The sequence below is a fragment of the Frigoribacterium sp. 9N genome (genome assembly GCF_902506305.1).
Taxonomy (GTDB): Bacteria; Actinomycetota; Actinomycetes; order Actinomycetales; family Microbacteriaceae; genus Frigoribacterium.
Genome location: NZ_LR733392.1, coordinates 1,096,404 through 1,120,444, shown reverse-complemented (window position 1 = coordinate 1,120,444; position 24,041 = coordinate 1,096,404). Strand labels below are relative to the sequence as shown.

The 24,041-nt window shown below is 69.1% G+C and carries 19 protein-coding genes and 1 tRNA gene; 3 read left to right on the top strand and 17 right to left on the bottom strand.

Going from position 1 to position 24,041, the window contains the following annotated elements:
- Position 1: 1 nt before the first annotated feature.
- The 9 genes from coaE to polA form a co-directional block, all read right to left on the bottom strand.
- Positions 2–652 carry a dephospho-CoA kinase gene (coaE, locus tag ARTHRO9V_RS08275; protein ID WP_159826582.1) on the bottom strand — a complete coding sequence of 217 codons (651 nt, stop codon included), beginning with the start codon at positions 650–652 and terminating at the stop codon, positions 2–4.
- A 78-nt stretch (positions 653–730) separates the two neighbouring features.
- Entirely contained in the window at positions 731–2,179 is a 1,449-nt protein-coding gene (gene rpsA, locus ARTHRO9V_RS08270) for a 30S ribosomal protein S1 (protein WP_043592805.1), read from the bottom strand.
- A gap of 168 nt (positions 2,180–2,347) precedes the next feature.
- Entirely contained in the window at positions 2,348–4,039 is a 1,692-nt protein-coding gene (locus tag ARTHRO9V_RS08265) for a DUF885 domain-containing protein (protein WP_159826580.1), read from the bottom strand.
- A 127-nt stretch (positions 4,040–4,166) separates the two neighbouring features.
- Positions 4,167–4,436 (bottom strand): HPr family phosphocarrier protein, encoded by a 270-nt coding sequence (locus ARTHRO9V_RS08260; RefSeq protein ID WP_043592801.1) that lies wholly within the window; start codon positions 4,434–4,436, stop codon positions 4,167–4,169.
- A gap of 26 nt (positions 4,437–4,462) precedes the next feature.
- A complete protein-coding gene (locus ARTHRO9V_RS15795; RefSeq protein WP_056045258.1) occupies positions 4,463–4,927 on the bottom strand; it encodes a PTS sugar transporter subunit IIA in 465 nt (154 codons plus the stop codon).
- A 2-nt stretch (positions 4,928–4,929) separates the two neighbouring features.
- Positions 4,930–5,238, bottom strand: a complete 309-nt coding sequence (locus ARTHRO9V_RS15790) for a PTS lactose transporter subunit IIB (protein WP_054146078.1) — start codon at positions 5,236–5,238, stop codon at positions 4,930–4,932.
- Between the two features lie 47 nt (positions 5,239–5,285).
- A complete protein-coding gene (locus ARTHRO9V_RS15785; RefSeq protein WP_056045261.1) occupies positions 5,286–6,482 on the bottom strand; it encodes a PTS mannitol transporter subunit IICB in 1,197 nt (398 codons plus the stop codon).
- 113 nt (positions 6,483–6,595) lie between these two features.
- Positions 6,596–7,357 carry a DeoR/GlpR family DNA-binding transcription regulator gene (locus tag ARTHRO9V_RS08250; protein ID WP_159826578.1) on the bottom strand — a complete coding sequence of 254 codons (762 nt, stop codon included), beginning with the start codon at positions 7,355–7,357 and terminating at the stop codon, positions 6,596–6,598.
- A gap of 397 nt (positions 7,358–7,754) precedes the next feature.
- Positions 7,755–10,427 carry a DNA polymerase I gene (gene polA, locus ARTHRO9V_RS08245; RefSeq protein ID WP_159826576.1) on the bottom strand — a complete coding sequence of 891 codons (2,673 nt, stop codon included), beginning with the start codon at positions 10,425–10,427 and terminating at the stop codon, positions 7,755–7,757.
- A gap of 66 nt (positions 10,428–10,493) precedes the next feature.
- Between polA and ARTHRO9V_RS08240 the strand changes: the two genes are divergently transcribed.
- Entirely contained in the window at positions 10,494–10,967 is a 474-nt protein-coding gene (locus ARTHRO9V_RS08240; protein WP_201298924.1) for a PaaI family thioesterase, read from the top strand.
- Positions 10,968–11,025: 58 nt separating this feature from the next.
- Here ARTHRO9V_RS08240 and ARTHRO9V_RS08235 read toward each other — a convergent pair whose 3' ends face one another.
- Positions 11,026–11,631 carry an ANTAR domain-containing response regulator gene (locus ARTHRO9V_RS08235; RefSeq protein ID WP_043592796.1) on the bottom strand — a complete coding sequence of 202 codons (606 nt, stop codon included), beginning with the start codon at positions 11,629–11,631 and terminating at the stop codon, positions 11,026–11,028.
- Between the two features lie 39 nt (positions 11,632–11,670).
- Between ARTHRO9V_RS08235 and ARTHRO9V_RS08230 the strand changes: the two genes are divergently transcribed.
- Positions 11,671–11,756: transfer RNA gene (locus tag ARTHRO9V_RS08230), tRNA-Leu, on the top strand.
- Positions 11,757–12,048: 292 nt separating this feature from the next.
- Entirely contained in the window at positions 12,049–12,252 is a 204-nt protein-coding gene (locus tag ARTHRO9V_RS08225; protein WP_043592793.1) for a cold-shock protein, read from the top strand.
- A 124-nt stretch (positions 12,253–12,376) separates the two neighbouring features.
- Here ARTHRO9V_RS08225 and ARTHRO9V_RS08220 read toward each other — a convergent pair whose 3' ends face one another.
- From ARTHRO9V_RS08220 to trpB, 7 genes are all read right to left on the bottom strand, one after another.
- Complete coding sequence (locus ARTHRO9V_RS08220; protein ID WP_123570083.1) at positions 12,377–13,003, bottom strand: hypothetical protein; 627 nt, start codon at positions 13,001–13,003, stop codon at positions 12,377–12,379.
- Between the two features lie 85 nt (positions 13,004–13,088).
- On the bottom strand, positions 13,089–14,537 hold the full coding sequence (pyk, locus tag ARTHRO9V_RS08215; protein WP_056045267.1) for a pyruvate kinase: 1,449 nt from the start codon (positions 14,535–14,537) through the stop codon (positions 13,089–13,091).
- Between the two features lie 78 nt (positions 14,538–14,615).
- Complete coding sequence (locus tag ARTHRO9V_RS08210) at positions 14,616–16,073, bottom strand: glutamate synthase subunit beta (RefSeq protein ID WP_123570084.1); 1,458 nt, start codon at positions 16,071–16,073, stop codon at positions 14,616–14,618.
- Positions 16,066–20,643 (bottom strand): glutamate synthase large subunit, encoded by a 4,578-nt coding sequence (gene gltB / locus ARTHRO9V_RS08205; protein WP_159826572.1) that lies wholly within the window; start codon positions 20,641–20,643, stop codon positions 16,066–16,068. Before gltB ends, ARTHRO9V_RS08210 begins: the two co-directional genes overlap by 8 nt.
- A 288-nt stretch (positions 20,644–20,931) precedes the next feature.
- On the bottom strand, positions 20,932–21,933 hold the full coding sequence (lgt, locus tag ARTHRO9V_RS08200) for a prolipoprotein diacylglyceryl transferase (RefSeq protein ID WP_233568323.1): 1,002 nt from the start codon (positions 21,931–21,933) through the stop codon (positions 20,932–20,934).
- An 86-nt stretch (positions 21,934–22,019) separates the two neighbouring features.
- Entirely contained in the window at positions 22,020–22,835 is an 816-nt protein-coding gene (gene trpA / locus ARTHRO9V_RS08195; protein WP_056045280.1) for a tryptophan synthase subunit alpha, read from the bottom strand.
- Positions 22,832–24,040 (bottom strand): tryptophan synthase subunit beta, encoded by a 1,209-nt coding sequence (gene trpB, locus ARTHRO9V_RS08190; protein WP_056045283.1) that lies wholly within the window; start codon positions 24,038–24,040, stop codon positions 22,832–22,834. Before trpB ends, trpA begins: the two co-directional genes overlap by 4 nt.
- Position 24,041: the final 1 nt, after the last annotated feature.

The following is a 24,041-nucleotide window of genomic DNA, read 5'->3' as shown; positions in this document are numbered from 1 at the left end:
CTTAGGAGGGACCACCGACACTCGTGTCGTGGGAGGCCGCCTGCTTCGCCGCTGACAGCGAACGCAGACGGTCGTAGAGGTCGTCCGCCTGTTCCAGCGTGCTCTCGAGCGAACCGGAGGAGTCGACGACGAGGTCCGCCACGGCGAGCCGCGTCCGGTCGTCCGCCTGCGCGTCCACGCGACGCCGCGCCTCCTCGTCGTCCATCCCGCGGAGCTCGACGAGTCGCCTCAGGCGGACCTCGCGCGGGGCGTGCACGACGACGACCACGTCGAAGCCGTCGGTCCCCCGCGATTCGACGAGCAACGGCACGTCGTAGACGACGACGCGACCTGCGTCGTCCGCGACGGCGTCGGACATGCGCCGGACCGAGAGCTCGTGCACGGCCGGGTGGGTGATGCCCTCGAGGTCGCGGCGTGCAGCGGCATCGGCGAAGACGATCGCCCCCAGGGCGGCTCGGTCGAGGGAGCCGTCGGGCTGCAGGACGTCGGACCCGAAGCGGGCGACGACGGCCTCGAGTCCGGCGGATCCGGGCTCGACCACCTCGCGGGCGAGGGCGTCGGCGTCGATGTGCCCCGCGCCCCGTTCGGCGAGTCGACGGGCCACGACCGATTTGCCGGCGGCGATGCCACCGGTCAATCCACAGACGAACACGACGTCGAGACTACGCCGGAAACGCCGGAAGGCGGCTCCCCCGAGGGGGAACCGCCTTCTGGTCGAGACCGGAGGGACTCAGTTGTTGTTCGACAGCTTCTCGCGCAGAGCGGCGAGCGACTCGTCGTCGGCGAGGGTGCCGGCGCCCGAAGCGGACTCGGCCGAGAAGGACGAACCCGTGGGAGCGTCGAACGTCGTCTCTTCGACGAGCGAGGCAGCGACCTGCTTCTTGTGGGCTTCCCAGCGCGCCTGGGCGGCAGCGTAGTCCTGCTCCCACTTCTCGCGCTGCGAGTCGAAGCCCTCGCGCCACTCGTTCGTCTCGGGGTCGAAGCCCTCGGGGTACTTGTAGTTGCCCTGGTCGTCGTACTCGGTGAGCATGCCGTAGAGCGCCGGGTCGAACTCGGTGCCCTCGGGGTCGACGCCCTCGTTGGCCTGCTTGAGGCTCAGCGAGATGCGACGGCGGTCGAGGTCGATGTCGATGACCTTGACGAACACCTCGTCGCCGACGGCGACGACCTGCTCGGCCAGCTCGACGTGCTTCGCCGACAGCTCGGAGATGTGCACGAGGCCCTCGATGCCGTCGGCCACGCGGACGAACGCACCGAAGGGGACGAGCTTGGTGACCTTGCCCGGAGCGACCTGACCGATCGCGTGCGTGCGGGCGAACACCTGCCACGGGTCTTCCTGGGTGGCCTTGAGCGAGAGCGACACGCGCTCACGGTCGAGGTCGACCTCGAGGATCTCGACGGTGACCTCCTGGCCCACCTCGACGACCTCGCTGGCGTGCTCGATGTGCTTCCAGCTGAGCTCCGAGACGTGCACGAGGCCGTCCACGCCGCCCAGGTCGACGAACGCACCGAAGTTGACGATCGACGAGACGACGCCCTTGCGGACCTGGCCCTTGTGGAGGTTGTTGAGGAAGGTCGTGCGGCTCTCGGACTGCGTCTGCTCGAGCAGGGCACGGCGCGACAGGACCACGTTGTTGCGGTTCTTGTCGAGCTCGAGGATCTTGGCCTCGATCTCCTGGCCCAGGTAGGGGGTGAGGTCGCGGACGCGGCGCAGCTCGATGAGCGATGCGGGGAGGAAGCCACGGAGGCCGATGTCGACGATGAGGCCACCCTTGACGACCTCGATGACCGTACCGGTGACGACGCCGTCGGCGTCCTTGATCTTCTCCACGTCGCCCCAGGCACGCTCGTACTGAGCGCGCTTCTTGGACAGGATCAGACGGCCTTCTTTGTCTTCCTTCTGGAGGACGAGGGCCTCGACCGTGTCGCCGACCTCGACGACCTCGGTGGGGTCGACGTCGTGCTTGATCGAGAGTTCGCGCGAGGGGATGACGCCCTCGGTCTTGTAGCCGACGTCGAGGAGGACCTCGTCGCGGTCGATCTTCACGACGGTGCCCTCGATGAGGTCGCCGTCGTTGAAGAACTTCAGGGTCTTCTCGACCGCGGCCAGGAAGTCATCAGCGGATCCGATGTCGTTGATGGCGACCTGCTTGGGTGCCTTGGTCGTTACGGTTGTCATGTAGTTAGTGCTCCAGTACGGGCATGAATCGGGCCGTGCTCGTCCCTCGAACGGTGTTCGGGAGGGTGTGTCGAACGCGGCGTGCGGAAATGTCGACGCAGATAGCGCTCGGTAATCTTAGCGCGGCGCCGCAGGTGTGGGCAACGGCGTGTCGCGGGTCGCGCCGACTCACGCGAGCAGTGCCCGCCTGAGCGTGTCGAGCCCGACCCCGCCCAGCTGAAGGGCGTCGCGGTGGAAGGCCTTGACGTCGAAGGTGGCGCCGTCTCGACGGGCGCGTTCGGCACGGAGGTCTTCCCAGATGCGCTGACCGACCTTGTACGACGGCGCCTGCCCCGGCCAGCCGAGGTACCGGTCGACCTCGAAGCGCACGAACTCGGTGTCCATGTTGACGTTGTCCGACATGAAGGCGAAGGCGTTCGTCGCGTCCCACCGCCCGCCACCGCCGGGGAACGGCTTGCCGAGGTGGACCCCGATGTCGAGCACCACACGCGCGGCACGCATGCGCTGACCGTCGAGCATGCCCAGCCGGTCGCCCGGGTCGCCGAGCCAACCGAGCTCGTCCATCAGCCGTTCCGCGTACAGGGCCCAGCCCTCGGCGTGCCCCGAGGTGCCGGCCAGCTGGCGACGCCACGTGTTGAGCGTGGCCCGGTTGTGGACGGCCTGACCGAGTTGGAGGTGGTGACCGGGGACCCCCTCGTGGAAGACCGTCGTCGTCTCACGCCACGTGCCGAAACGGGTGACCCCCTCGGGCACGGACCACCACATGCGGCCGGGACGCGAGAAGTCGTCGCTGGGGCTCGTGTAGTAGATGCCACCGTCCTTGGTCGGTGCGATGCGGCACTCGAGCCGGCGGACCGGCTCGGGGATGTCGAACTGGTCCCGACCCAGCTCGGCGACCGCGCGGTCGCTGAGCTCCTGCATCCAGGCGCGGAGTGCGTCGGTGCCGTCGAGCTGGCGTGCGGGGTCGGCATCGAGCAGCTCGATGGCCCGGGAGACCGACGCCCCGGGTTCGATCTGCCGGGCGACCTCTTCTTGTTCGGCCGTCATCCGGGCGAGCTCGTCGATCCCCCACTCGTAGGTCTCGTCGAGGTCGACCGTCGCTCCGAGGAACCGTCGCGAGTGCAGGGCGTAGGCGTCGCGCCCGACGGCGTCGTCGGCGGTCGCCGCGGGGAGCAACTCGTCGAGCAGGAAGCGTCGGAGGTCGACGTAGGCCTCCGCCGCCGACGAGGCGCCCGAGGTGAGGTCCCGGCCGAGCGCCGTTCCGGGTTCGGTGCCGTCACCGAGCCGGGCGCCCCGCACGAACTCGGCGAAGAAGCCGTCGTCGGCACCGATGCGGGCACACTGCTCGGCCACCTTCTCGACCTGGCGCCGGGCGGGGGTGACTCCCCCGGCGATGCCCTCGCGCAACGTCTCGACGTACTGGTCGACGGCGGTCCGTACCCGGCCGAGGCGGGTCGCGACGTCGACCCAGTCGCCCTCGGATGCGGTGGGCATGAGGTCGAACACATCGCGGATGCCCTGGGCCGGCGACGCGATCACGCTGAGGTCGCGCAACTCGAGGCGCTGTTCGGCGTAGAGCAGCTCGAGCTCGAGCTCGATCGTCAGGTCGTCCCGGGTGACCCGGTCGACGTCGTCGATGGGGGTGGTGGCCCGCAGTTCGGCCAGCGTGGCCCGGACGGCCTCGACGCGTCGGGCATGGCCGTCGGGCGAGTAGTCGCCGTACTCGCCCGTCCGGCCCTCACGGCCGATCCAGGTCGCGGTCGTGGGGTCGAGCTCGCAGAGGGTGTCCACCCAGCGTTCGGCGACCCCGTCGACGGGGGTGGGCGTGCGAGGGGTCGGCGTCGTCGCGGCATCGGTCATGCCGACGAGCCTAGTGACGCAGGAGGCGCGGTGCAGGGGGGGGGCCGCACCGCGCCTCCTCGGCTCCCACGACGAACGGGACGCCCGCCGACTCTCGTCGGCGGGCGTCCCGTTCTGGTGTCGGTACCTACTCTTTGTCGAGGTCGGTCGCCAGGAGCGCGACGAGTTCGTCGAGGGCGGCCTCGGCGTTGTCGCCCTCGGTCGCGACGACGACCTCTTCACCGTGGCCGATGCCCAGCGAGAGCACGCCGAGGATGCTGGCGGCGTTGACGCTCTTGCCGGCCGCGGAGGTCAGCGTGACCTTGGCGCCGGTCTTGCCGGCGGCCTGGCTGAACAACGAGGCGGGGCGGGCGTGCAGCCCGACGCTCGAGGCGATGGTGACGGAACGTTCTGGCATGTCTTCTCCTCTGGAGGGGGTGGGGATCAGTCGTCGTCGTCGGTCGACGCGAGCAACTCGTAGACCTCGGCGGTCGTGGTCGACCCGCGCAGGGCGGCGGCCTTGTCGGGGTCCATCAGGATGCTGGCGAGCTGGCTGAGGATGGCGATGTGGCCGTTGCCCTTGGCGGCGATGCCGACCGTGACCGAGACCTCGTTGCCGTCCCAGTCGACCGGGGTCGGGAACCGCAGCACGACGAGGGCGTCCTCTTTGACCGAGTCCTTGCCGGCGAGGGTGCCGTGCGGGATCGCCACACCCTCGCCGACGTAGGTGGACACCGAGTTCTCGCGCTCGAACATGGCGTCGACGTACGACTCGTCGATCGCACCCGCGTCGATCAGGGCCCGACCCGTCTTGCGGATGGCCTCGTCACGCGAGGCGGCGACCTCGTCGAGTCGGATGGACGACTCCGCGAGGAGCGCCGAGAGCTCGGGTGCCTGCTGGTCGGTCATCGTCAGACCTCGACCGTCGAGCCGTCCTGGATCGCCTTGACGACCTTGGCGACGTTGGGGTCTCCCATGAACAGCTGGAACGGCACGACGGGCACGTTCGGCACGACGCCGCGGGCACGCTCGGCGAGGTTGTTCTGGGTGACGACGACGTCGGCGTCCGACGGGATCGACGCGACGGGCGAGTGCTCGACGGTGACACCGCTCTTCTTCAGCTGCTTCTTGAGCGTGGACGCCAGCATGACGCTGCTGCCCATGCCCGCGTCGCACGCGACGATGAGTTTCTTGATGCTGGAACCGTCGAGGGTTGCCATGACCTTCTCCTTGTGTGGTGGTGGTGCTGACTGGTGGTGCGGGCGGGCTAGGCGGTGGGTGCCGCGGTGCCCTTGCTGGTGGCCTTGTTGGCCGCGGTGGCGGCCTGGGCGTCGGCGAGAGCCTGCTCCTGTGCGGCGGAGTCCTCGGCACGGGCCTCGCGGTTCTCCTTGCGACCGAAGCCCATGAGGAGGGACGAGACGACGAACGAGACGGCCGCCGAGAGCAGGATACCCAGGTAGATCGGGAGAAGGTCCCCGCGGGCGGCGACGAGCGTGTAGGCGATGATGCTGCCGGGCGAGGCAGGGCCGACGAGGCCGACGTTGAACAGGGCGAACGTCGCGATGCCGGTCGCTCCACCGAGGACGGCGGCGACGAGCAGGATCGGCTTCATCAGCACGTACGGGAAGTAGATCTCGTGGATGCCACCGAAGAAGTGCACGATGATCGCGGCCGGGGCCGAGGGGCGGATGGCGCGCGGACCGAAGAAGAGGTACGCGAGGAGGATGCCGAGACCCGGGCCGGGGTTCGACTCGAGCATGAAGAGGATCGACTTGCCGGCCTCCTGCACCTGCGTGCCACCGAGGGGGGTGAGGATGCCCTGGTTGATGGCGTTGTTGAGGAACAGGACCTTGGCCGGCTCGATGATGATCGACGCCAGGGGCAGCAGGCCACGGTCGACCAGGAAGCCGACGGCGCCGCCGAAGACGTTCGTGATCGCGGTGGTGACCGGGGCCAGGCCGAAGAAGGCGAGCACGCCCATGGCGCCACCGATGATGCCGAGCGAGAAGTTGTTGACGAGCATCTCGAAGCCGGACTTGATGCGGCCGTCGACGAGCTTGTCGAACTGCTTGAGGACCCAGGCGGCGAGCGGGCCGACGATCATCGCGCCGAGGAACTGCGGCACGTCGGTCGCGACGATGACGCCCATGACGGCGACGGCGCCGATGACGGCACCGCGCTGACCGTGGACCATGCGACCACCCGTGTAGGCGATCAGGATCGGCAGCAGGTACTTGATGATGGGACCGACGAGGCCGGGCCACGGGGTGCCGTCGGACATCTCGCCGAAGCCGCCGAGCTGGGGCACCGGCGTCCAACCGGTCTGGATGAACAGGGCCGTGATGAGGCCCCAGGCGATGAAGGCGCCGATGTTCGGCATGATCATGCCGGCCAGGAAGCCACCGAAGCGCTGGACGCGCGCTCGGGCTCCCGTACCGGTGACGGTGGGGGTGAATTCGGACATGGTGACGACTTCTCCTTGTTTCTCTCAGCGACGAGAGGGGTGTGGGGTGATGGAGGTGGTGCGAGGTGCTGTGGTGCGTCGGGAGGGAACGAGGGGGGCCGGTCGGAGTCGCGTCATGCGATCACGACCCGGGGGCCGGCCTGTTCGACGTCGTCGGCCAGCTCGGCGTCCACGCCGGAGTCGGTGATGACGGTGTCGACGTCGGTGAGCGGTGCGACCTTGGCGAAGTCCTCGCGACCGAACTTGGTGTGGTCGGCGAGGACGACGGTGCGTCGTGACGCGGCGATGAGCGCGCGCTTGACCCGCGCCTCCGCCAGGTCGGGGGTGCTGATCCCGCGCTCCACCGAGACGCCGTTCGTCCCGATGAAGGCGACGTCGGCGAAGACGTCGGCGATCTGGGCCCGCGTCCAGTCCCCCACCGCGGAGTACGTGCGGGTGCGGATGAGGCCGCCGAGCTGGTGGAGCGTGACGTTCGGTCGGCTGATCAGGATGGTGGCGACGGCGAGCGAGTGGGTGACCACGGTCAGCTCCCGGTCGAGGGGCAGGAGTTCGGCCAGGCGGATGGTCGAGGTGCCGGCGTCGACGATGATCGAGCCGCCGTCGGGCAGCTCGTCGAGGGCGGCCCGGGCGATGCGCTCCTTCTCGGACGCGGCCGTTCCCTCCCGGTCGACCACGGGAGGCTCGATGCCGAGGCGCTCGACGGCGATGGCGCCTCCGTGAACGCGGCGGAGGACGCCCCGACGCTCGAGGGCGGTCAGGTCGCGGCGCACGGTCTCGGGCGCGACCGAGAGCTCTCGTGCGAGACCGGCCACCTCGACTCGGCCCCGGGACAGGGCCGTGTCGAGGATCTGCTGGTGACGCTCCGGTGCGTACATGGGAGACCTCGTCGTCGGACTGCACGGCCGCCTCGGGGGCTGACCGGTGGTGCGGAAGTGCGGAAGGAGTTCAACTGTTGTTGATCTGCGCTTATATAAGTCCGTTTGTGTGGCCCGGTCAAGTCTGTACCGCGTGTCGTGTCCGTTTGTGCCCGAGTGGGGCGTCGATTGGCTGCCCGATGGGCAATAGATGCCCGATGAACGGGCAGCACGTGCCCGAGCGGGGCCGCTCGGGCCGGGTCGTAGGACCCCGGGGACAGGAGGCGCGCGCAGAAGGGCAGGACGGACCGTCTCGGCGACGTACGTCGTACGTCGTACGACGTGCGACGTACGACGTACGACGTCGCCGAGACGGACCTCGGGGCCCGTGGCCGTTCGGCGCCGCGGCGCCCGGGGCTCAGTGGGCCGCGGCGTCCCAACTCTCGCCGAGGCCGACGCTGACGTCGAGCGGCACGCGCAGGTCGGCCGCCCCGCTCATGCGCCGACGCACGATCTCGCGCACGTCGTCGACCTCGCCCGGTGCGACCTCGACGATGAGTTCGTCGTGCACCTGCAGCAGCACGCGCGACCCCATCTCTCGCTCGTCGAGTTCGGATCGGACACCGAGCATCGCGATCTTCATGATGTCGGCGGCCGAGCCCTGGATCGGGGCGTTCAGGGCGGCCCGCTCGGCGTTCTCGCGCAGGACGCGGTTCGGGGACTTGAGGTCGGCGAAGGGGCGGCGCCGACCGTAGATGGTCTCGGTGTAGCCGTCTTCGCGCGCCTGCTCGACGACGTTGCGGAGGTACTCGCGTACGGCACCGAACCGGGCGAAGTAGTCGGTCATGAGCTGGCGTGCCTCGGCGGTCTCGATGCGCAGCTGCTTCGACAGGCCGAAGGCGCTGAGCCCGTAGGCGAGGCCGTAGGACATGGCCTTGACCTTCGTGCGCATGGCCGGGCTGACGTCGGCGGGTTCGACCCCGAAGATGCGGGCACCGACGAACCGGTGCAGGTCTTCGCCCTCGTTGAACGCCTGGATCAGCCCCTCGTCGCCCGAGAGGTGCGCCATGATGCGCATCTCGATCTGCGAGTAGTCGGCCGTGAGGAGCGTCTCGTAATCGGGCCCGTGCACGAACGCGGCCCGGATCTCGCGACCGACGGCGGCCTTGACCGGGATGTTCTGGAGGTTGGGGTCGACGGACGAGATGCGCCCGGTCGTCGTGCCCGTCTGGTCGTACGTCGTGTGGATGCGCGCGTCGTCGGCGATCGACTTCTCGAGGGTCTCGATGATCTGGCGCAGCTTCGTCGCGTCGCGATGCTTCAGGAGCAGGTCGAGGAAGGGGTGCGGGTGCTTCTCCTGCAGATCGGCCAGGGAGGCGGCGTCGGTCGAGAAGCCCGTCTTGGTCGCTCGGGTCTTGGGCATCTGGAGTTGCTCGAACAGCACCTCTTGCAGCTGCTTGGGTGAGCCGAGGTTGACCTCGCGTCCGATCTCGGCGAACGCCGCCGTGGCCAGTTCGCCGGCCTGTTCACCCAGACGGAGCGAGAGCGCCTTGAGCGTGTCGCGGTCGGCGGCGACACCGGTGAGTTCCATGTCTCCGAGCACCGGCACCAGGGGCAGCTCGATCTCGGTGAGCACCCGACGGGAGCCCTCGTCGAGGGCGGCAACCAACGACTCGGACAATCGGAGGACGTACCAGGCCTCGGAGGCCACGTTGGCGTCGTCGTCCGCCGACACGAGCTGGTTGGGATCGCCGACGGGCAGCGTCTCTCCGAGCTGCTCGTAGACGAGGTCGGACAGGGCGAACGAGGTGCGGCCCGGGCGCAGCAGCCAGGCGGCGATCCGCGGGTCGCCGGCGATGCCCGTCAGCGTGAGGCCGGCCCGCGACAGCGCCTTGTAGGCGCGCTTCGCGTCGTGGACCACCTTGGGCGTGGCGTCGTCGAGCCAGGCCTCGAGGGCCACGTAGTCGCCGCGACCCGCGGCCCAGGGCACGTACGCCGACTCGTCGAGGGACGAGATGCCGAGCCCGACGATGCCGTCCGCGCCGTACTCGACCGTGAGGCCGACGGGATTCTCGGGGTCGGACGCGTGCTTCTTCAGCCAGAAGGCCAGTTCTTCGTCGATGAGGGTCCGGACGACGGGCAGGCCTTCGGGGGCCGCCGTCACCGCTGTCTCGCCCGCGTTCGCGGCGGAGGGTTCGGTCGATCCCGACAGGGTCAGGACGCGTTCGAGCAGGGTGCGGAACTGCAGTTTGTCGAAGAGTTCTCGGACGGCGGCCTCGTCGATCGCCCGGCGCTCGAGGTCGCCCGGCCCCACCGGGAGCTCGACGTCGGTGACCAGGCGGTTGAGCCGGCGGTTGCGGATCGCGTTCTCTTTCTGCTCGCGGAGCTTCTGCCCGACGACGCCCTTGATCTCGTCCGCCCGCGCGATGATCTCGTCGAGACCCCCGTAGAGGTTGATCCACTTGACGGCGGTCTTCTCCCCCACCTTGTCGATGCCGATGAGGTTGTCGCTCGTCTCGCCGACGAGGGCGGCGACCTCGGGGTACTGGTGGGGTTCGATGCCGTATCGCTCGAAGACCTTGTCGCGGTCGTAGCGGGTCAGTTCGCTGACACCGCGGGCCGAGGGATAGAGGAGGGTGACGTCGTCGTTGACCATCTGGATGGCGTCGCGATCGCCGGAGACCACCAGTACCCGGTACCCGTCGTCACGAGCGCGGCTCGCCAGGGTCGCGAGGATGTCGTCGGCCTCGAAGTCCTCTTTGGTGATCGTGGTGATGCCCATGGCGTGCAACGCCTCTTGGAGAAGCGGTATCTGGCCCACGAACTCGGGCGGGGTCTCGGACCGCGTGCCCTTGTACTCGGGGTACTCGCGGGTGCGGAAGGAGAAGCGCGAGATGTCGAAGGCGACGGCCAGGTGCGTCGGTTTCTCGGCCTTGAGCAGGCTGAGCAACATCGAGATGAAGCCGTGGATGGCGTTGGTGTGCTGACCTTCGCGGTTCACGAAACTGTCGACCGGGAGGGCGTAGAAGGCCCGGAACGCCAGGGAATGGCCGTCGATGACCAGGAGGGTAGGCTTCGTGTCGTCCGTCACCACGTCAGCCTAGCGGGCACCCCCGACACCGTCGCCGGGCGCCCCGGTCCGATCCACCGGAGAACCATGAGCACTCCGTCCGCCGTCCCGAACGACGCCGAGAGGACCGTCTCGTCGGACGCGTCCCTGAGCGACGCCGCCGTCGAGTTGTTCCGACGACGCGGTGTCGGTGCCCTGGCCGAGAAGATGGGCATCGTGATCGACGAGATGAGCGCCGAGCGTGCCGTGGGTCGGATGCCCGTCGACGGCAACACCCAACCCGTCGGCATCCTGCACGGCGGCGCGCACGTCGTCCTGGCCGAGACCCTCGGGTCCGTGGCGGCGAACGTGCACGCGGGAGCGGGACGCGTCGCGATGGGCATCGAACTGAACGCGAGCCACAGCCGGTCTGCGGCGACCGGGTGGGTGACGGGCACCTGCACGGCCATCCATCTCGGTTCCACGCTCACGACGCACCAGGTCGTCATGACCGACGATCGCGGTCGGCTGTTGTCGACGGTCCGCATCACGAACTTCCTCACGGACGCCCGCGACCGGTGAGCCGACGAGAGAAGGCCCGCCCCGATCGTCGGGGCGGGCCTTCTCTCGTCGCGGACGACTACTTCTTGGCGCTCAACTGTTCGATGATCGCCTGGGCCACGTCGTGCATCGTCAGGCGGCGGTCCATGGACGCCTTCTGGATCCATCGGAAGGCCTCGGGTTCGGTGAGCCCCATCTTCTCGTTGAGGAGCCCCTTCGCCCGGTCGACGAGCTTGCGGGTCTCGAAGCGCTCGACCAGGTCGGCGACCTCGGCCTCGAGGGTGATGATCTGTGCGTACCGCGAGAGGGCGATCTCGATCGCGGGCAGCAGGTCGTTGGGGGTGAAGGGTTTCACGACGTAGGCGAGGGCGCCTGCCTCGCTCGCCCGCTCGACGAGCTCTTTCTGGCTGAACGCGGTCAGGAGGACGACCGGCGCGATGTGCGCCTTCGAGAGCCGCTCGGCGGCGGAGATGCCGTCCAGTTGGGGCATCTTGACGTCCATGATGACGAGGTCGGGGCGCAACTCGGTGGCGAGGGCGACGGCGGTCTCGCCGTCCCCGGCCTCTCCCACCACCTCGAAACCATTGTCGCGGAGGATCTCGACGATGTCGAGGCGGATGAGGGACTCATCTTCGGCCACGACGACGCGACGGGGTGCTGCTGGGGTTGCTTCCTGGTCACTCACGACGTGAAGCCTACGGTATTGTCGACCTGGTTGTTGTGCGCCGGATTGGCGGAATGGCAGACGCGGAGCACTCAAAATGCTCTGTCCGTGAGGGCGTGTGGGTTCGAGTCCCACATCCGGCACCAGCCCCGGCGCGAAGCCGACCGACGAGATGTGGCTCTCCTTGCCTCGTCCGGTCATCGGGCCGACACACCGACACGAGTTCTGCTCAGAGGGTGTGTTCGTGGGCATCCGTGCACTACGCTGATGGAACTGGTTGTTGTGTTACGCATTTGTATCTCGCGACGTGCCGAAGGCCTCCTCTCACCGAGAGGGGTTCCGACGGTGGCGTCGTTCTCAGAGGGAGCGGACAAAAAGGCACCGCGACGAGCGATCTCGAAATCGAGATCGACAACTCTGATTGAAGGAACAAGAAAAATGGCAACAGGCACCGTTAAGTGGTTCAACTCCGAAAAGGGCTTCGGCTTCATCACCCCCGACGACGGAACCACTGACGTCTTCGCGCACTTCTCCGCGATCGCCGGCGACGGCTACCGCAACCTGGAAGAGAACCAGAAGGTCGAGTTCGACACGGCTCAGGGCAACAAGGGCCTCCAGGCCGAGAACATCCGCGTCATCTGACTCGGTGGCGTCCTCGTGACGCCGTCAGTCGGCGGGCTCGCCCGCCACTGAACCGAAAGCCCCGATCCGCTCCGGCGGGTCGGGGCTTTCTCCGTTCCCGTCTCGGGTGGGAGGGTCGGCCATCTCACGGCAGGGGAAAGCCGAGGAGGCGCGCCACCGGCTCGTAGTCCCGGCTCGCAGTCCGGTAGGCGCTCTCCCATTCGGCGATCCGTGCTCCGGCCTCCCTCGGGTCGGTGAACCGGTCGTCCTCGCCGCCACCGGCGACGAGGGCTTCCCGCGCCTCGCGGTATCGGCTGGTCAAGGTCGCCCAGAGGACCAGTTCGTCCCCGGTGGAGTCCTCGGGCGCCGCCCGGGCGACGTCCCACGGCACCTCGACGGCAGGCAGAGGTCCTTCCGGTGGACTCGGCGCCGCGGTCCCACGAGCTTGGTCACCCGCCCCCTCCTGGAAGATCGTCCGGGTGCCGATCGCCAGCACGGCCCCGACCGCGGCGCCGAGGACGAAGATCAGCGAGAGGGCCCAGAGGCCGTCGACCCGCCACACGGTCGCCGCCACTCCCCCGAGGAACGAGCCGCCCACGAGGGCACCGAGAGCTGCCCACCGGCCCACCCCCGCGCCTCCTCGGCTGGTCTCTCGGATCTCGGGGCCGAGGCTGCGACGAGTCTCGACCACACCGTGACCGCTCCAGGACGGCACCACGTACAAGCGGGCCTCGAACTCGAAGCACGAGGGATGACGGGCGTCCACGGACATGCCGTGAGCGTACGCCCCGCCGACACGACGAAGCCGGGGCGATCCGAGGGGATCGCCCCGGCTTCGCCAGGGGTGTCGCGGTGCGTCAGGGCTGCGACGCGTAGGCCGGAGCGGCCTCCCCGTGGGCGTCACCCACGCGGTGCACCCGGAGATCGTTCGTCGAGCCCGCGATCCCGGGAGGGGACCCGGCGATCACGATGACCTTGTCGCCCGATTCGGCGAGGTCGTTGCCGAGCAGGATGTCGTCCACCTGCGCGAACATGGCGTCGGTGTGCGTGACGGTCTCGACCAGGTAGGACTGGACGCCCCAGCTGATCGCCATGCGGCGTCGGATCGCCTCGTTGGGTGTGAAGGCCAGGATGGGGATCGAGTGACGCAGGCGCGACATGCGACGCACCGAGTCACCCGATTCGGTGAAGACGCAGAGGAACTTCGCCTGGACGAAGTCGGCGACGTCGGCCGCTGCCAGGGTGATGGCGCCGCCCTGCGTGCGCGGACGCGTGCCGAGCGGAGGGATGCGCTCGAGCCCGTGCTCTTCGGTGGAGGCCACGATGCGCGCCATGGTCTGCACCGTGATGACCGGGTACTCGCCGACGCTCGTCTCGCCCGAGAGCATGACCGCGTCGGTGCCGTCGAGGACGGCGTTGGCGACGTCCGAGGTCTCGGCGCGGGTCGGGATCGGGCTCGAGATCATGGACTCGAGCATCTGGGTGGCGACGATGACCGGCTTCGCCATGCGACGCGAGAGCTCGACCGCGTGCTTCTGCACGATGGGCACGGCCTCGAGGGGCAACTCGACGCCCAGGTCGCCACGGGCGACCATGATGCCGTCGAACGCGTCGATGATGGCCTCGAGGTTGTCGACGGCCTGGGGCTTCTCGATCTTCGCGTAGACGGGGACCTTGCGGCCCTCTTCGGCCATGATCTCGTGCACGCGCACGACGTCGTCCGCGTCGCGCACGAACGACAGGGCGATCAGGTCGGCGCCGAGTCGGAGACCCCAGCGGAGGTCGGCCTCGTCCTTGTCGGAGAGGGCGGGCACGTTGACCGCCACGCCGGGGAGGTTGATGCCCTTGTTGTTCGACACCGTGCCGGCGACGACGACCTCGGTCGTGACGACGGTGCCGTCGGTCTCGAGGACGCGGAGCTTGACACGGCCGTCGTCGATCAGGAGCGGGTCTCCCGCCGTGACGTCGTCGGGGAGGCCCTTGAACGTCGTGCCGCAGATCTCCTTGGAACCCAGGATGTCGTCCGTGGTGATCTTGAACACGTCGCCGACCTCGAGGTCGTGCGGACCGTCGGCGAACTTGCCGAGGCGGATCTTGGGGCCCTGCAGATCGACGAGGACCGCGACGGCGCGGCCCGAGTCGGCCGACGCCTGGCGGACGTTCGCGTAGACGCCTTCGTGGACGTCGTAGCTGCCGTGGCTGAGGTTCATGCGGGCGACGTCGACGCCGGCGTCGATGATCGCCCGGATGTCGTCGTAGCTCGACGTCGCCGGCCCGAGGGTGGCGACGATCTTTGCGCGTCTCATGTGTTCCGTTCGTGTGGGGGGAAAGGGGGTGGGACGACTACAGCCCGACTCCCACCCTATTCCCGTCGGATGGCCGGATCAGACCGAGATGGACCGATCGGTGGGCTTCACCGGGAAGGGCAGCACGGTCTGGCCCTCGAGGTAGGCGTCGACGGCGGAGGCCGTGGCGCGGCCCTCGGCGATCGCCCAGACGATGAGCGACTGACCGCGCCCGGCGTCGCCGGTCACGAAGACGCCGGGTTCGCCCGTCTCGTAGGTGGCACCGCGCTCGAGGGAGCCGCCACCGTCGAAGGTGAGCCGCAGCTGCTCCTCGATGGTGTCGCGCTCGGGTCCCGTGAAGCCGAGGGCGAGCAGGACGAGGTCGGCGGGGACCTCGCGCTCGGTGCCCGCCTTGGGGACCCGTCGCCCGTCGACGTACTCGGTCTCGGCGACGCGGATGGCCCGCACCTCGCCGACCTCGTTGGTCAGGAACTCGACCGTCGACGCGAGGTAGACCCGCTCGCCGCCTTCTTCGTGGGCGCTCGACACCTCGAACAGCGTGGGGAACATCGGCCACGGCTGTGCCTCGGGGCGTTCTTCCGGGGGCTGCTGGCCGATCGCGAGGTTGGTCACCGAGAGGGCACCCTGCCGGTGGGCGGTACCGATGCAGTCCGCACCGGTGTCGCCGCCGCCCAGCACGACGACGTGCTTGCCCTCGGCCGTGATCTGGTCGGCCACCGTGTCGCCCGCTCCGGCCCTGTTCTGCTGCACGAGGTAGTCCATGGCGAAGTGGATGCCGGACAGGTCGCGTCCCGGGATCGGCAGATCACGGGGAACCGTCGCGCCCGTCGCGACGACCACGGCGTCGTAGCGGGCCCGGAGGTCGTCCCAGGCGATGTCCCGACCGATCTCGACCCGGGCGCGGAAACGCGTGCCCTCGGCCTGCATCTGGGCGATGCGCTGCTCGATCTGCTTCTTCTCCATCTTGAAGTCGGGGATGCCGTAACGCAGCAGGCCACCGATGCGGTCCTCGCGCTCGTAGACGGCGACCGTGTGGCCGGCACGCGTGAGCTGCTGGGCGGCGGCCAGCCCGGCGGGGCCGGAACCGACGACGGCGACCGTCTTGCCCGTCAGGCGCTCGGGCGGGTGCGGGGTGACCCATCCGTTGGCGAACGCCTGGTCGATGATCGAGACCTCGACCTGCTTGATCGTCACCGGGGGCTGGTTGATGCCCAGGACGCAGGAGGACTCGCACGGCGCGGGGCAGAGACGACCGGTGAACTCCGGGAAGTTGTTGGTCGCGTGCAGGCGCTCGACGGCCTGACGGCCCTCTCCACGCCACATGAGGTCGTTCCACTCGGGGATCAGGTTGCCGAGCGGGCAGCCCTGGTGGCAGAACGGGACGCCGCAGTCCATGCAACGGCCCGCCTGACGTCGGAGCTCGCCGCTCTCCTGCTGCTCGTAGACCTCTTTCCAGTCCATGAGCCGGACCGACACGGGTCGGCGCTTGGGCAGCTCGCGGGTCTGCGTCTTCAGGAAGCCTTTGGGGTCAGCCACCGGTCACCTCCAGGATTCTCTTCCATGCTTCGTCGCCATCGGGGTCGAGACCCTCGTCGACGGCCGTCTGCCGGGTGGCGAGGACGGCGGCGTAGTCGCGGGGCAGCACCTTCACGAACTCGGCCACCGTGGCGTCGAGGTCGTCGAGCATGTGCTCCGCCACGGGTGACCCGGTCTCGGCGAGGTGCCGGCGCAACAGGTCGGTCAGGATCTCGACGTCGGCGCTGCCGAGGGGGTGGAGTTCGAGTTCACCCGAAGCGAGCGCCTCGGCGTTGACCCGTTCGGGCTTGAGCCGGTGCACGTAGGCCGTCCCTCCGGACATGCCTGCTCCGAGGTTGCGGCCCGTGTCGCCGAGGATGACGGCGAGACCGCCCGTCATGTACTCGAGCGCGTGGTCGCCCACGCCCTCCGCGACCGCGCTGGCCCCCGAGTTGCGGACCAGGAAGCGCTCCCCCACGATGCCCCGCAGGAACATGCTGCCCTGGGTCGCGCCGTAGCCGATGACGTTGCCGGCGATGACGTTCTCCTCGGCGGCGAAGGCGCTGCCGCGGGGCGGACGCACCACGACGTTGCCGCCGGAGAGGCCCTTGCCCACGTAGTCGTTGCTGTCGCCCTCGAGGCGCAGGGTGATGCCGGCGGGCAGGAACGCACCGAGCGACTGACCGGCCGAACCACTGAGGTTGATCTCGATGCTGCCGTCGGGCAGGCCGTGCTCACCGTGTCGCAGGGTGACCTCGTGCCCGAGCATGGTGCCGACCGCCCGCTCGGTGTTGCGGATCGGGAGCGTGATCTCGACGTGCCCACCGTTCTCCAGCACGTCGGCACTGCGCTCGATCAGCTGGACGTCGAAGTGCTCGTCGAGGCCGTGGTCCTGCGAGGTGCGGTTGCGTCGGGGCTCGTCGTCGGAGAACGTCGGACCGACCAGCACCGGGGCGAGGTCGAGACCCGAGGCCTTCCAGTGGTCGACGGCGCGGTCGACGTCGAGGACGTCCGTCCGGCCGATGGCCTCGTCGAGACTGCGGAAGCCCAGCGCGGCGAGGTACTCGCGCACCTCCTGTGCCAGGAACTCGAAGAAGTTGACGACGAACTCCGGCTTGCCGGAGAAGCGGGCACGGAGCTCGGGGTTCTGGGTAGCGACACCGACCGGGCAGGTGTCGAGGTGGCAGACCCTCATCATGATGCAGCCCTCGACGATCAACGGCGCCGTGGCGAAGCCGAACTCCTCGCCGCCGAGCAGGGCGGCGATGAGGACGTCGCGGCCGGTCTTCATCTGACCGTCGACCTGGACGACGACACGCTCGCGCATCCCGTTCAGCATGAGGGTCTGCTGGGTCTCGGCGAGGCCGATCTCCCAGGGCGTGCCCGCGTGCTTGAGCGAGTTCAACGGGCTCGCGCCGGTGCCCCCGTCGTGGCCGGACACGAGCACGACGTCGGCCAGGGCCTTCGTGACCCCTGCCGCGACCGCGCCGATGCCGGACTGGCTCACGAGCTTGACGTGGACGCGGGCCTTGGGGTTGGCGCGCTTGACGTCGAAGATCAGCTGCTTGAGGTCCTCGATCGAGTAGATGTCGTGGTGCGGCGGCGGCGAGATGAGACCGACGCCGGCCGTCGCGTGACGCGTTCGTGCCACCCAGGGGTAGACCTTCGTCGGCGGGAGCTGACCGCCCTCGCCCGGCTTAGCGCCCTGGGCCATCTTGAGCTGGATGTCGGTGGCGTGCGTGAGGTACATGCTGGTGACCCCGAAGCGCCCGGAGGCCACCTGTTTCACGGCGCTGCGGCGCTCGGGGTCGAGGAGGCGGTCGACGTCCTCTCCGCCCTCGCCGGTGTTGGATTTGCCGCCGAGGCGGTTCATCGCGATGGCGAGGGTCTCGTGCGCCTCCTGCGAGATCGAGCCGTAGCTCATCGCCCCCGTCGAGAACCGCTTCACGATCGACTCGATGGGCTCGACCTCGTCGAGCGGGACGGCCGGGCGGACGCCGTGCTTGAGCCGGAACAGCCCGCGCAGCGTCATCAGCTGCTCGGCCTGGTCGTCGACGAGCTTGGTGTACTCGCGGAAGATGTCGTAGCGGCGGGTGCGCGTGGCGTGCTGCAGCCGGAACACGGTGTCGGGGTTGAAGAGGTGCCGGGGACCCTCGCGGCGCCACTGGTACTCGCCGCCCGTGGCCAGCCGCTCGTGCGCGATGACGGAGCCGTCGCTGGGGTAAGCGCTCGTGTGTCGCTGCTTGTTCTCGGCCGCGATGACGTCGATCCCCACGCCTCCGAGCATCGACGAGGTACCGGTGAAGTACGTGTCGACGAACTCCTGGCTGAGGCCCACGGCCTCGAACGCCTGCGCCGCGGCGTAGCTCGACACCGTCGAGATGCCCATCTTCGACATGATCTTGAGCACGCCCTTGCCGAGAGCCTTGATCAGGTTGTGCACGGCGTCCTCGGGGCTCAGCCCGGTGATCATCCCGGCCCTCACGAGGTTCTCGCAGGTCTCCATCGCGAGGTACGGGTTGACCGCGGACGCGCCGTAGCCGATCAGCGTGGCCACGTGGTGCACCTCGCGCACGTCACCGGCCTCGACGATCAGGCCGACCTTCATGCGGTTCTCGGTGCGGATCAGGTGGTGGTGCACCGCGGCGATCATGAGCAGCGACGGCACCGGGGCGAAGTCGGCGTTCGAGTCGCGGTCGGAGAGGACGATGAACTCCGCACCGGCCTCGATCGCGTCGTCCACCTCGTTGCACATGGCGGCGATGCGCTTCTCGAGTGCCCGCGGGCCCTTGTCGGCGCGGTACAGCCCGCGGATGGTCGACGTCTTGCGGGAGCCGGGGCTCGGGTCGATGTGCTGGATCTTGGCGAGCTCGTCGTTGTCGATGACGGGGAAGTCCAGGATCACCTGGCGGGCGTGCTCGGGGGTCGCGGCGAGCAGGTTGCGCTCGGGACCGAGACCCAGCTTGAGCGACGTGACCACCGACTCGCGGATGGAGTCGAGCGGAGGGTTCGTCACCTGGGCGAACTGCTGCGTGAAGTAGTCGAACAGGAGGCGCGGGCGCTCGGACAGGACGGCGATCGGCGTGTCGCTTCCCATGGCGCCCAGGGGCTCCGCCCCGGTCTTCGCCATGGGCGTGAGCAGGATGCGAACCTCTTCTTCGGTGTACCCGAAGGTGCGCTGACGGCGGGTGACCGACGCCGGGGTGTGCACGATGTGCTCGCGCTCGGGCAGCTCCGAGAGGTGGATGCGCCCCTCGGCGAGCCACTCGCCGTAGGGCGCGGCCGTGGCGAGGTCGCGTTTGATCTCGTCGTCCTCGATGATGCGGCCGGCCTCGGTGTCGACCAGGAACATCTTGCCGGGGCGGAGCCGTCCCTTGCGGACCACCTTGGCGGGGTCGACGTCGATGACGCCGATCTCGCTCGCGAGGACCACGAGGCCGTCGTCGGTGACGAGGTAGCGGCCCGGTCGCAGGCCGTTGCGGTCGAGGGTGGCGCCGACGTGCGTGCCGTCGGTGAACGTGATGGCCGCGGGGCCGTCCCACGCCTCCATGAGCATCGAGTGGTACTCGTAGAAGTCGCGCAGGGTGGGGTCGATGTCGACCTGGTTCTCCCACGCCTCGGGGACCATCATCATGACCGCGTGCGGCAGGGACCGGCCGGTCAGGCTGAGCAACTCGACGACCTCGTCGAACGACGCCGAGTCGCTCGCCCCGGGGCTGACGATGGGGAGGATGGGCTTCAGGTCGCCGATGAGCTCGTTCTCGAGCTGGGACTGCCGGGCGCGCATCCAGTTGCGGTTGCCCCGGACGGTGTTGATCTCGCCGTTGTGGGCGATCATGCGGAACGGCTGTGCCAGCGGCCACGACGGGAACGTGTTCGTGGAGTAGCGCGAGTGCACGATCGCGAGTTTCGAGGCGAAGCGCTCGTCGCTCAGGTCGGGGTAGAACGGCTCGAGCTGAAGTGTCGTGACCATGCCCTTGTAGACCATGGTCCGGCTGCCCAGAGAGGTGAAGTAGGCCGAGAGCTTGCGCTCGGCACGCTTGCGCAGCCGGAACGCCTGGCGGTCGAGCGCGACACCGGCGAGCGGGACGCCGTCGGCGTCGTGGTGCCTGCTGGCGACGAAGAGCTGCTCGAAGGCGGGCATCGCGTTGCGCGCCAACGTGCCGAGTTCTTCGGGGCGCACGGGGACCTCGCGCCAGCCGAGGACGTCGAGGTGCTCGAGGTCGGCGATGCGCTCGATGCCCGTCTTCAGCTCGGAGCGCTCCTGCTCGTCGAGGGGCAGGTAGGCGATGCCCACCGCGTACTGACCGGCCGGCGGCAGGTCGAAGTCGACCTCGTTGCGCAGGAACTCGTCGGGCACCTGGCAGAGGATGCCCGCACCGTCCCCGGTACCGGCGTCGGAACCCACGGCACCTCGGTGCTCGAGGTTCCGGAGGGCCCGCAAGGCGGTGTCGACGATGTCGTGACCGGGTGTTCCACGGAGGGTCGCCACCATGGCGAGGCCACAGGCGTCCTTCTCGTTGCGCGGGTCGTAGAGGCCGCTGGCCTCGGGGACCGTGCTGAACTGCTGGTGTGCTGGCGTGAGAGCCATGGAATCCGTCCTCACGAAGAGATCCGACAGGGGGCGGGACGACGTCGGCCCGAGGTGCCTGACGGGGCCGGCTTCTGTGGGCGGCCCCGACTCGGCGGGAGAGGTCGGCTCGTGGCGACCGTGGGCGTGCACGTCGGCGGGAGGGGCCGACTGCGCTCGATCTTACGAGGCGCGGGTGCGTGCACGGGACCGTGTCGCGGGCGGATCGTTCGCACCGGGATGGGGTGGAGGGGATCGGGCGCCACGACGGTGGGGCGCCGGGCCCGCGGTCGTCGTGGAGTGGACGACCTAGGGACGCGGTGAGCGATCGGTGTTGTCGTCCGATGCGCCGACGGTGACCAACTCGGGTTCGTCGTTCTCCGTGTACGTGCCGTCGGAGTCTACAGCAGCCGCCCGCTCGCTCGGCGCACGGCCGGGCACGTAGGGGCCGGGGACCGTGCCGGTGTGGCGGCGGGAGGCGAGGACGAAGAGGACGATCCCGAGGACGATGGCGAAGAAGCTCATCCAGACGTTGGTGCGGATGCCGAAGAAGAGCAGGCTGGGATCGGTGCGGATCGACTCGAACCAGGCCCGTCCGATGCCGTACCAGACCAGGTAGAAGGCCAACGACCGACCCCACTGCATGGGGGCCTTCTTCTCGAGGAGCACGAGGATCGCGACGCCGGCGAGCATCCAGACGATCTCGTAGAGGAAGGTCGGGTGGAAGAGCGTGCCCTCGGGCAGGCCGGTGGGGTAGGCGGCGTTCGTGGACTCGATCTCGAGGCCCCAGGGCAGGTCGGTCGGCATGCCGAAGAGCTCGTGGTTGAACCAGTTGCCGAGGCGTCCGAAGGCCTGCGCGACGAGCAGGCCGGGGGCGAGGGCGTCGGCGAAGACCGTGAACCGGAGACCGGTGAAGCGGCAACCCAGCCAGACGCCGACGGCACCCAACAGCAGGGCGCCGTAGATGGCGAGGCCGCCCTCCCACACGAAGAGGACGTGGATGTACTGGTCGGGCGAGGAGAAGTAGTCCGCCGGGTGGGTGATGACGTGGAACAAGCGTCCCCCCGCGATGCCGAACACCACGGCCCAGATGGCCACGTCGATGACGATGCCCTTCTCCGCCCCCTGCCGGTTCAGACGGTGGTTCGTGATGACCACCGCTGCGACGATGCCGACGAGGATGCAGATCGCGTAGGCGTGTATCCGCAGCGAGCCGGGCAACGACGCCCCGAAGGTCGAGTTCAACCAGGCGGTGACGTCGAAGTACTGCCAGGCGGCCGACGGGCTCGGGATGCTCAAGGGAACGAACACGGGCGTGGTGCCTTTCGGAGGGGGTGCGGAGCGTCGGTCACCCGACGGGTGACGACTCTAGCGCGAGGGCGTCGGACCCGAGGGGGTCAGGAGGCGGAGGGGGCCGCGCCGGACGACAGGTCGGCGGAGACCTCGGCGAGGCGTTCGACCCCGCCGTCGGCGAGGGCACGGACGAAGGCCGAACCGATGATGGCACCGTCGGCGTAGTCGAGCACCTCGCGGACCTGCTGGGCCGTGGAGATGCCGAGACCGACGCAGGCGTTCTCGACGCCCACCTCGCGGAGTCGGGCGACGAGGGTGCTCGCCGCCGCGTCGACGTCGGTTCGGGCTCCTGTGATGCCCATCGTCGAGACGGTGTAGACGAAGCCGCGACTACTGGCCACGGCCTGCCGGAGGCGCGAGTCGCTGGACGACGGAGCGGCCAGGAACACCCGGTCGAGGTCGGCGGCCTCGGCCGCGGACATCCACGCGTCGGCCTCGTCGGGGATGAGGTCGGGGGTGATGAGCCCGGCACCGCCCGCGGCCGCGAGGTCGTCGGCGAACCGCTGGACGCCGTACTGCTCGACCGGGTTCCAGTAGGTCATCGGGATGACGGGAGCGTCGACCCGGGAGGTGATCTCACGGATCGCCGTGAAGACGTCGCGCACGCGGAACCCCTCGGCGAGGGACCGCTGTGTGGCTGCCTGGATCACCGGGCCGTCCATCACGGGGTCGGAGTACGGGATGCCGAGTTCGATGACGTCGATGCCGTTCTCGGCCATCGCCACCGCGGCCTCGATGCTGGTGTCGAGATCGGGGAACCCGACCGGCAGGTATCCGACGACGGCACCGCTCCCGGCGTCTCGCCGGGCCCGGATCGCGTCGCCGACCTTGCTCGTCCCGGCGGGGACTGCGGCGGTCACAGCTGCTGTGCCTTCTCGTCGAGGACGCCGAAGTACCGGCTCGCGGTCGAGACGTCCTTGTCGCCACGGCCGCTGAGCGAGACCAGGATCGTCCAGTCGGGGTGCTCCAGACCGAGCTTGATCGTGCCCGCCAGGGCGTGTGCCGACTCGATCGCGGGCATGATGCCCTCGGTCTGCGAGAGCAGTCGGAAGGCCTGCATCGCCTCGTCGTCGGTGATCGGCTGGTACTCGGCCCGGCCCGACTCGGACAACCAGGCGTGCTCCGGGCCGACGCTCGGGTAGTCGAGGCCCGCGGAGATGGAGTGGCTCTCGAGCGTCTGACCGTCTTCGTCCTGCATGAGGTACGACTTGGTGCCCTGGAGGTTGCCGATGCGGCCGAGGGTGATCGACGCCGCGTGACGGCCCGTCTCGACGCCGTCCCCGCCGGCCTCGAAGCCGAACAACCGCACCGAGGGGTCGTCGAGGAACGCGTGGAAGATGCCCATGGCGTTCGAGCCGCCGCCGACGCAGGCCGTCACGGCGTCGGGCAGTGCTCCGGTCAGGTCGAGGACCTGCTGGCGGGCCTCTTCGCCGATGATCTTGTGGAAGTCGCGCACCATGGCCGGGAACGGGTGCGGACCGGCGACCGTGCCCAGCACGTAGTGCGTGGTGTCGACGCTGGAGACCCAGTCGCGCATGGCGTCGTTGATGGCGTCCTTGAGGGTGCGGGAGCCCGTCGTGACCGAGACGACCTCGGCTCCGAGCAGGCGCATCCGCGCGACGTTGAGCGCCTGGCGCTCGGTGTCGACCTGCCCCATGTACACGACGCACTCCATGCCGAAGAGGGCGGCGGCGGTGGCCGTCGCGACGCCGTGCTGACCGGCTCCGGTCTCGGCGATCAGGCGAGTCTTGCCGAGCTTCCGGGCCAGCAGCGCCTGTCCGAGCACGTTGTTGATCTTGTGGGACCCCGTGTGGTTGAGGTCTTCACGCTTGAGGATGATGCGGGCACCACCGGCGTGCTGGGCGAACCTCGGAACCTCGGTGATGATCGACGGCCGGCCCGTGTAGGTGGCGTGGAGAGCCGTCAGCTCGGCGGCGAACTCGGGGTCGACGGCCGCGGCCTTGTAGGCCGCGTCGAGCTCGTCGAGGGCGGCCACCAGGGACTCGGGGACGAAGCGACCCCCGAACGAACCGAAATACGGACCTGTCTCGTCGCGCAGTGCCATG

What these genes read in the sequence shown, in the direction of transcription:
- ARTHRO9V_RS15790 (WP_054146078.1), bottom strand. Translation starts at nt 5,238, where the DNA reads ATGGCAACCCTCGACGGTTCCAGCATCAAGAAACTCATCGTCGCGTGC.
- pyk (WP_056045267.1), bottom strand. Translation starts at nt 14,537, where the DNA reads ATGAGACGCGCAAAGATCGTCGCCACCCTCGGGCCGGCGACGTCGAGC.
- gltB (WP_159826572.1), bottom strand. Translation starts at nt 20,643, where the DNA reads ATGGCTCTCACGCCAGCACACCAGCAGTTCAGCACGGTCCCCGAGGCC.
- ARTHRO9V_RS08260 (WP_043592801.1), bottom strand. Translation starts at nt 4,436, where the DNA reads ATGCCAGAACGTTCCGTCACCATCGCCTCGAGCGTCGGGCTGCACGCC.
- ARTHRO9V_RS08265 (WP_159826580.1), bottom strand. Translation starts at nt 4,039, where the DNA reads ATGACCGATGCCGCGACGACGCCGACCCCTCGCACGCCCACCCCCGTC.
- ARTHRO9V_RS08225 (WP_043592793.1), top strand. Translation starts at nt 12,049, where the DNA reads ATGGCAACAGGCACCGTTAAGTGGTTCAACTCCGAAAAGGGCTTCGGC.
- ARTHRO9V_RS08240 (WP_201298924.1), top strand. Translation starts at nt 10,494, where the DNA reads ATGAGCACTCCGTCCGCCGTCCCGAACGACGCCGAGAGGACCGTCTCG.
- ARTHRO9V_RS15795 (WP_056045258.1), bottom strand. Translation starts at nt 4,927, where the DNA reads ATGACCGACCAGCAGGCACCCGAGCTCTCGGCGCTCCTCGCGGAGTCG.
- ARTHRO9V_RS08220 (WP_123570083.1), bottom strand. Translation starts at nt 13,003, where the DNA reads ATGTCCGTGGACGCCCGTCATCCCTCGTGCTTCGAGTTCGAGGCCCGC.
- rpsA (WP_043592805.1), bottom strand. Translation starts at nt 2,179, where the DNA reads ATGACAACCGTAACGACCAAGGCACCCAAGCAGGTCGCCATCAACGAC.
- ARTHRO9V_RS15785 (WP_056045261.1), bottom strand. Translation starts at nt 6,482, where the DNA reads ATGTCCGAATTCACCCCCACCGTCACCGGTACGGGAGCCCGAGCGCGC.
- trpB (WP_056045283.1), bottom strand. Translation starts at nt 24,040, where the DNA reads ATGGCACTGCGCGACGAGACAGGTCCGTATTTCGGTTCGTTCGGGGGT.
- ARTHRO9V_RS08250 (WP_159826578.1), bottom strand. Translation starts at nt 7,357, where the DNA reads ATGTACGCACCGGAGCGTCACCAGCAGATCCTCGACACGGCCCTGTCC.